Below are 7,230 nucleotides of genomic sequence, written 5' to 3' on the forward strand. Positions count from 1 at the left end.
GCTGCCGTACCGCGCGCCCGGAGGCGCCCCGGGCGGAGGCCGCCCCCGCCGCACGGCCTCCGCCCGGGCCACGCCCTCCCCGCACACTCCCGGCCCCCGGGCCGGGGCCTACGCTGAACATATGAGCAATCGCAGCGGACGCCCTCACGTCGCGGGACTTCCACACTGGGACCGCTGTGCGGTCATGGGAGTCGTCAACGTGACGCCCGACTCCTTCTCCGACGGCGGCCGCTGGTTCGACACGAGCACCGCCGTCAAGCGCGGCCTCGACCTGGTCGCCCAGGGCGCCGACCTCATCGACGTCGGCGGCGAGTCCACCCGCCCCGGCGCCACCCGCGTCGACGAGGCCGAGGAACTCCGGCGGGTCATCCCGGTGGTCCGCGGCCTCGCCGCGGAGGGCGTCACCATCTCCGTCGACACCATGCGGGCCTCCGTCGCGGAACAGTCCCTCGCCGCCGGGGCCGCCCTCGTCAACGACGTCAGCGGCGGACTCGCCGACCCGGCCATGATCCCCGTGGTGGCCGCCTCCGGGGCGCCCTTCGTGGTCATGCACTGGCGCGGCCTGCTGGAGGGCACCAACGTCCGGGGCACCTACGACGACGTGGTCGGCGAGGTCGTCGACGAGCTGCACGCGCGCGTGGAGGCCGTCCTGGCGGGCGGCATCGCCGCGGACCGCGTGATCGTCGACCCGGGCCTCGGCTTCTCCAAGGGCGCCGACCACGACCTCGCCCTCCTGGCCCGCCTCGACCGCGTCCTCGCCCTCGGGCACCCACTGCTCGTCGCCGCGTCCCGCAAGCGGTTCCTCGGCCACGTGCTGGCCGGCCCGGACGGCGCGCCCCCGCCCGCCCGGGAACGGGACGCGGCCACCGCCGCCGTCTCGGCCCTCTCCGCGCAGGCCGGCGCCTGGGCGGTCCGGGTGCACGAGGTGCGGGCCACCGCCGACGCCGTCCGCGTCGTGCAGGCCGTCGCCCGGGCGCACACCCCCGACGCCGCCCCCTCCCCGTCCGGCGCGCACGGCGCAGAAGGCACCCGGTGAGCGCACCCCACACCGACGTCGAGCAGGTGGAGGCCGCCAACACCGCCTTCTACGAGGCGCTGGAACGCGGCGACTTCGAGGAGGTGGCGTCGCTCTGGCTGACCCCCTCCGACCTCGGCGTCGACGAGAGCTACCACGACCCGGCCGACAGCGGCGTCGTGTCCTGCGTGCACCCCGGCTGGCCCGTGCTCACCGGACGCGGCGAGGTCCTGCGGTCCTACGCCCTGATCATGGCGAACACCGACTACATCCAGTTCTTCCTCACCGACGTGCACGTCTCCGTCACCGGCGACACCGCGCTGGTGACCTGCACCGAGAACATCCTCAGCGGGGGCCCCGCCCCGGCCGCCGGCGAGGAACTGGGCCCGCTCGTCGGCCAGCTCGTCGTCGCCTCCAACGTCTTCCGGCGCACCCCGGCCGGCTGGAAGCTGTGGTCGCACCACGCCTCCCCGGTGCTCGCCGAGAGCGAGGACGAGGACGGCGAGGACTCCCCCGCCTGACCGGGCCGCGGACGGGTAGGAGCCCCTCACGGGCCCGGGACGTGGCGGGAATCACGACGGCGCGGCCGATGCGGCCACCGACCCGTGAGCCCCCGCCCTCCCCAGGGAAAACGCCCGGTGAAACCTCCCGGCACCGGCCCGGTACCGCCCCGCGGCGGACCGGACGCGCCGGTGTCCGCGGGTAGATTCGACCGGGGCCGGTGTGCCGTCCGCATGCGGCACCGACCGGCCGGACCGACGACAGCAGGAGTGATTCGCGTGGATCGTGTCGCGCTGCGCGGCCTGAGGGCCCGTGGGCACCACGGTGTGTTCCCCGAGGAACGCGAGGAGGGCCAGACCTTCCTCGTGGACCTCGTCCTCGGGCTGGACACCCGGCCGGCCGCGGCCGACGACGACCTGACGAAGACCGTGCACTACGGCGTCGTGGCGGAGGAGGTCGTGGCCGTCGTCGAGGGCGAGCCCGTCGACCTCGTCGAGACCCTCGCCGAGCGCATCGCACAGGTCTGCCTGAAGCACGAGGTGGTACAGGAGGTCGAGGTCTGCGTCCACAAGCCGGAGGCGCCGATCACCGTGCCGTTCGACGACGTGACCGTCACCATCAACCGGAGCCGCGTATGACCAGGCCGTCCAGCACGGGCCACACCGACCCGACCGTTCAGCCCGTCCCGGCCTCCGTGGTCCAGCAGGTCGACGCCGCCGACACCACCCTGCAGAACCCGAAGCAGGCCGTGGTGTCCCTCGGGGCGAACCTCGGCAACCGCCTGGAGACCCTCCAGGGCGCCGTCGACGCCCTGGAGGACACACCGGGCATCCGCGTCAAGGCCGTCTCCCCGGTGTACGAGACGCAGCCGTGGGGCGTGGAGCCGGGCAGCCAGCCCGCCTACTTCAACGCCGTCGTGGTCCTGCGGACGACGCTGCCGCCGTCCTCCCTGCTGGAGCGGGCGCACGCGGTCGAGGAGGCCTTCCACCGGGTCCGCGACGAGCGCTGGGGTCCGCGCACCCTGGACGTCGACATCGTCGCCTACGCCGACCGGCTGTCCGACGACCCGGGGCTCACGCTCCCCCACCCGCGCGCCCACGAGCGCGCGTTCGTCCTCGCCCCCTGGCACGACGTCGACCCCGAGGCGGAACTGCCCGGGCGGGGCCCGGTCGCCGGCCTCCTCGACGCGGTCACCCGCGAGGGCGTGACACCGCGCACGGACCTGGAACTCCGGCTGCCCGAGTAGCCGTTAAGGTCGACAGGCCCCGTGGTGGGGCACCGGGCACTGCGAAGGGACACCGTGACAGAGCTGCGCATCAGGGTGCTGGCCGGCGTGTTCGTCGTGGCGGGCATCCTGTCCTGGGCGGGCGCCCGCCTGTGGAACTCCTTCGGGACCCTGCCGAGCGTGCCCGTGGCCGCCCCCATCGTCCTGGCCCTGATCGCCGTGGTCCTCGCGGCCACGGCGCTCTCCATCCGGGCCCGCCTCAAGGCGCAGCGCGAGCGCCGGCCCGAGGCCAAGGGCGTCGACCCGCTGATGGCGGCCCGCGCGGTGGTGTTCGGGCATGCGAGCGCCCTGGTCGCGGCCCTGGTCGCGGGGATGTACGGCGGGACGGGCGTCTTCCTGCTGGAGTACCTCGACATCCCCGCCCGCCGGGACCAGGCGATCTACGCCGGGGCCTCGGTCGTGGCGGCCATCGGCGTGATAGCGGCGGCCGTCTTCCTGGAGCGCGTCTGCAAGCTGCCGGAGGACGACGAGAACGACGGGGGCCCGGGGGCCGCTCCGGCCGCCTGAGGCCCCGCCCGGCCCGCCCTCGGCGCCCGCCGGCGGCGCCAGGAGGCCGTGCGTGCCGTGGACGCCGTGCGTGCCGTGGACGCCGTGCGTGCCGTGGGCGCCGTCAGTGCGCCATGATCAGGCTCATGGCCTCGTTGCGGGTCGCGGGGTCGCGCAGCTGCCCCCGCACGGCCGACGTGATGGTCTTCGCACCGGGCTTGCGCACGCCCCGCATCGACATGCACATGTGCTCGCACTCCACGACGACGATCACCCCGCGCGGCTCCAGGATCTCCATCAGGGAGTCGGCGACCTGGGTGGTGAGTCGTTCCTGCACCTGCGGGCGCCGGGCGTAGACGTCCACCAGCCGGGCCAGCTTGGACAGCCCCGTGATCTTGCCGTCGACGGAGGGGATGTACCCGACGTGGGCGACCCCGACGAACGGCACCAGGTGGTGCTCGCAGTGGCTCAGGACCTCGATGTCCTTCACCAGCACCATCTCGTCGTGACCGAGGTCGAACGTCGTCGTCAGAACGTCCTCGGGCTTCTGCCACAGCCCCGCGAAGATCTCCCGGTAGGCCCGGGCCACGCGGGCCGGGGTCTCCCGCAGGCCCTCCCGGTCCGGGTCCTCGCCGACCGCGATCAGCAGTTCGCGCACGGCGTTCTGGGCCCTCTTCTCATCGAACTCGCCGATGGGGGCTATGCCGTCCAGCGTCACGGGGTCGGTCATGGAGTGCCTCGTTCCTCTGCCTTCACGCGCGCCGTGCACGCGTCTCAACTGCGGGTACGCAAAACGCCGCGCCCCCCAGGCTAGAACCTGGGGGGCGCGGCATCCATTCCGGGACCGGTGGGGGCACAGAGGCCTCCCCGGGAGCCGGTCAGCTCTCGGGGCGCTCCTCCGGGGTCCGCTCCTGCGCCGGGGCGGGCTCCGCCACGGTGCTCTTCGCGGTGGAAATGGCGGGCGTCGCGCCGTTCGCCCCGTTCGTCAGGGCCAGCTCCTTGGGGGAGAGGACCGGCGGCCGGGTCGACGGCGTACGGCGGGACGAGCCGGTCCAGGCGGGCCGGGGCGGGCGCTTGACAATGGGGGCGAAGATCTCGGCGATCTCCTCCTTGCCCAGCGTCTCCCGCTCCAGCAGGGCCAGCACCAGGTTGTCCAGGACGTCCCGGTTCTCGACCAGGATCTCCCAGGCCTCGTTGTGCGCGGTCTCGATGAGCTTCTTGACCTCTTCGTCGACCAGCGCGGCGACCTCTTCCGAGTAGTCGCGCTGGTGAGTCATCTCACGTCCGAGGAAGGGCTCGGTGTTGTCCCCGCCGAACTTGATCGCGCCGAGCCGCTCGGTCATGCCGTACTGCGTGACCATCGCGCGGGCGAGGCCGGTGGCCTTCTCGATGTCGTTGGCGGCACCCGTCGTCGGGTCGTGGAAGACGAGCTCCTCCGCCGCGCGGCCGCCCAGCATGTAGGCCAGCTGGTCCAGCATCTCGTTGCGCGTGGTGGAGTACTTGTCCTCGTCCGGCAGCACCATCGTGTAGCCCAGGGCACGGCCTCTGGAGAGGATGGTGATCTTGTGGACCGGATCGGAGTTCGGTGAGGCCGCCGCGACCAGGGCGTGTCCGCCCTCGTGGTACGCGGTGATCTTCTTCTCCTTGTCCGACATGATCCGGGTCCGCTTCTGCGGGCCCGCGACCACCCGGTCGATCGCCTCGTCCAGCATGTGGTTGTCGATCAGCTTCTGATCGCTGCGCGCGGTCAGCAGCGCCGCCTCGTTCAGCACGTTGGCCAGGTCCGCGCCGGTCATGCCGGGGGTGCGGCGGGCGACGGCCGACAGGTCGACGTCCGGGGCGACCGGCTTGCCCTTCTGGTGGACCTTGAGGATCTCCAGACGGCCCTGCATGTCCGGGCGGTCGACCGCGATCTGGCGGTCGAAGCGGCCGGGGCGCAGCAGCGCGGGGTCGAGGATGTCCGGGCGGTTCGTGGCGGCGATGAGGATCACGCCGCCCTTGACGTCGAAGCCGTCCATCTCGACCAGCAGCTGGTTCAGGGTCTGCTCGCGCTCGTCGTGTCCACCGCCGAGACCGGCACCGCGGTGGCGGCCGACGGCGTCGATCTCGTCGACGAAGACGATCGCGGGCGCGTTGGCCTTGGCCTGCTCGAACAGGTCACGGACCCGGGAGGCACCGACACCGACGAACATCTCGACGAAGTCGGAACCGGAGATCGAGTAGAAGGGGACGCCCGCCTCGCCCGCGACGGCCCGCGCGAGCAGGGTCTTGCCCGTGCCGGGCGGACCGTAGAGCAGCACGCCCTTGGGAATCTTGGCGCCGACGGCCTGGAACTTCGCCGGCTCCTGCAGGAACTCCTTGATCTCGTGGAGTTCCTCCACGGCCTCCTCGGAGCCCGCGACGTCGGCGAACGTCGTCTTCGGGGTGTCCTTGGTGATGAGCTTCGCCTTGGACTTGCCGAAGTTCATGACACGGGAGCCGCCACCCTGCATCTGATTCATCAGGAACAGGAAAACGACCACGATCAGGACGAAGGGCAGCAGCGACAGCAGAATGCTGACGAAGGGGTTCTGCTTCGACGGCGAGACCGTGTAGCCCTTCGGGATCTGCTTGTTCTGGAACTTGTCCTGCAGGGTGTTGGCGATGGTGACGCCCTGGTCACCGATGTAGCTCGCCTGGATCTTCGAGCTGTCCTTGATCTTGACGCCGTCCTTGAGCTCGACCTTGATGGTCTGCTCGTCGCCCGTCGTCAGCTTGGCCTGCTCGACCTTGTTCTCGTTGATCGCCTGGACGACCTGGCCCGTGTCCACCGTCTTGTAGCCGCCGGACGAACCGACGACCTGCATCAACACGACCACGGCAAGGACGGCCAGCACGATCCACATGACCGGCCCACGGAAGTATCGCTTCACGTCCATCCATACGGAGCGGTGCCGCCCCGTCCCTCCTGCCATAGTGAGTTTGATAAAGACTGTTCTTCGGACGGTACCCCAGCATTGTCCCCCGAAGCTGCGCGGGACGGCTGACAATCGCGTCTACGCATGCTCCAACGGCGCGGACTCCGCCGGGGTTCCCGATCCGCGTACGGCGGCCCGTGCCGCGTGGCTCAGCCGCCGTAGACGTGGGGCGCGAGCGTACCGACGAACGGGAGGTTGCGGTACTTCTCGGCGTAGTCGAGGCCGTATCCGACGACGAATTCGCTGGGGATGTCGAATCCGACCCATTCCACGTCGATGGCGACCTTGGCGGCCTCGGGCTTGCGCAGCAGCGTGCACACCTTGAGGGAGGCGGGCTCGCGCGAGCCGAGGTTGGAGATCAGCCAGGACAGGGTCAGGCCGGAGTCGATGATGTCCTCGACGATCAGGACGTGCCGGCCCTTGATGTCGGTGTCGAGGTCCTTCAGGATCCGCACCACGCCGGAGGACTGGGTGCCGGCCCCGTACGAGGACACGGCCATCCAGTCCATGGTGACGGGGGTGGACAGCGCCCGCGCGAGGTCGGCCATGACCATCACCGCGCCCTTGAGGACGCCGACGATCAGCAGGTCCTTCCCCGCGTACTCCGCGTCGATCTTCGCCGCCAGTTCGGTCAGCTTGGCGTCGATCTCTTCTTTGCTGAGGAGCACCTTCTCGAGGTCGGCACCCATGTCTTTCGCGTCCACCCGCATCACTTTCGGTCGTCCCACCGGCTGTCCCGCACCGTCGGCGGCGCTGCCGGGGGAAGGGATTCAGCCTTGCCGAATCACCAGTCTGCCACCCTGCCGGGTGGCGACGACCCGGCCGGGGAGGTTGATGGCTCCCTGGCCCCGCCAGCCGGTGACGAGCCGGTCGACCTCCTCGATGTGCCGCGCGAACAGCGATCCGGCCGGCGCGCCCGCCTCGATCGCGGCCCGGCGCAGGACGCGGCGGCGCACGGCGGGCGGCAGGGCGTGCAGCCCGGCGCA

General features: G+C 71.4%; 9 protein-coding genes. 5 read left to right on the plus strand and 4 right to left on the minus strand.

All coding sequences use genetic code 11. The annotated features are described in order from the left end of the window. Positions 1-121 precede the first annotated feature (121 nt). The 5 genes from folP (at position 122) to G3I53_RS24850 (ending at position 3,308) form a co-directional block, all read left to right on the plus strand. Positions 122-1,036: a dihydropteroate synthase gene (gene folP / locus G3I53_RS24830; RefSeq protein WP_164351307.1), complete on the plus strand. Its 915-nt coding sequence runs from the start codon at positions 122-124 to the stop codon at positions 1,034-1,036. Beyond that, positions 1,033-1,536 (plus strand): nuclear transport factor 2 family protein, encoded by a 504-nt coding sequence (locus tag G3I53_RS24835; protein ID WP_164332546.1) that lies wholly within the window; start codon positions 1,033-1,035, stop codon positions 1,534-1,536. The genes folP and G3I53_RS24835 overlap by 4 nt, the downstream gene beginning before the upstream one ends. 258 nt (positions 1,537-1,794) lie before the next feature. Next, a complete protein-coding gene (folB, locus tag G3I53_RS24840) occupies positions 1,795-2,154 on the plus strand; it encodes a dihydroneopterin aldolase (RefSeq protein WP_343239788.1) in 360 nt (119 codons plus the stop codon). Next, positions 2,151-2,762, plus strand: coding sequence for a 2-amino-4-hydroxy-6-hydroxymethyldihydropteridine diphosphokinase (folK, locus tag G3I53_RS24845; protein ID WP_164332548.1), 612 nt, complete (start codon positions 2,151-2,153; stop codon positions 2,760-2,762). The genes folB and folK overlap by 4 nt, the downstream gene beginning before the upstream one ends. Before the next feature lie 54 nt (positions 2,763-2,816). Next, a complete protein-coding gene (locus G3I53_RS24850; RefSeq protein ID WP_164332549.1) occupies positions 2,817-3,308 on the plus strand; it encodes a DUF3180 domain-containing protein in 492 nt (163 codons plus the stop codon). 103 nt (positions 3,309-3,411) lie between these two features. On the opposite strand, the gene folE is transcribed toward G3I53_RS24850, so the two are convergent. From folE to G3I53_RS24870, 4 genes are all read right to left on the minus strand, one after another. After that, on the minus strand, positions 3,412-4,017 hold the full coding sequence (gene folE / locus G3I53_RS24855) for a GTP cyclohydrolase I FolE (RefSeq protein WP_164332550.1): 606 nt from the start codon (positions 4,015-4,017) through the stop codon (positions 3,412-3,414). A gap of 148 nt (positions 4,018-4,165) precedes the next feature. Beyond that, complete coding sequence (gene ftsH / locus G3I53_RS24860; RefSeq protein WP_164332551.1) at positions 4,166-6,205, minus strand: ATP-dependent zinc metalloprotease FtsH; 2,040 nt, start codon at positions 6,203-6,205, stop codon at positions 4,166-4,168. Between the two features lie 188 nt (positions 6,206-6,393). After that, a complete protein-coding gene (gene hpt, locus G3I53_RS24865; protein WP_164332552.1) occupies positions 6,394-6,954 on the minus strand; it encodes a hypoxanthine phosphoribosyltransferase in 561 nt (186 codons plus the stop codon). 60 nt (positions 6,955-7,014) lie between these two features. Next, positions 7,015-7,230: TilS substrate-binding domain-containing protein (locus G3I53_RS24870; RefSeq protein ID WP_203617383.1), on the minus strand; the 216-nt coding region annotated here is incomplete at its 5' end.

The sequence above is a fragment of the Streptomyces sp. SID14436 genome, assembly GCF_010548465.1.
In the GTDB taxonomy this organism is placed as follows: domain Bacteria; phylum Actinomycetota; class Actinomycetes; order Streptomycetales; family Streptomycetaceae; genus Streptomyces.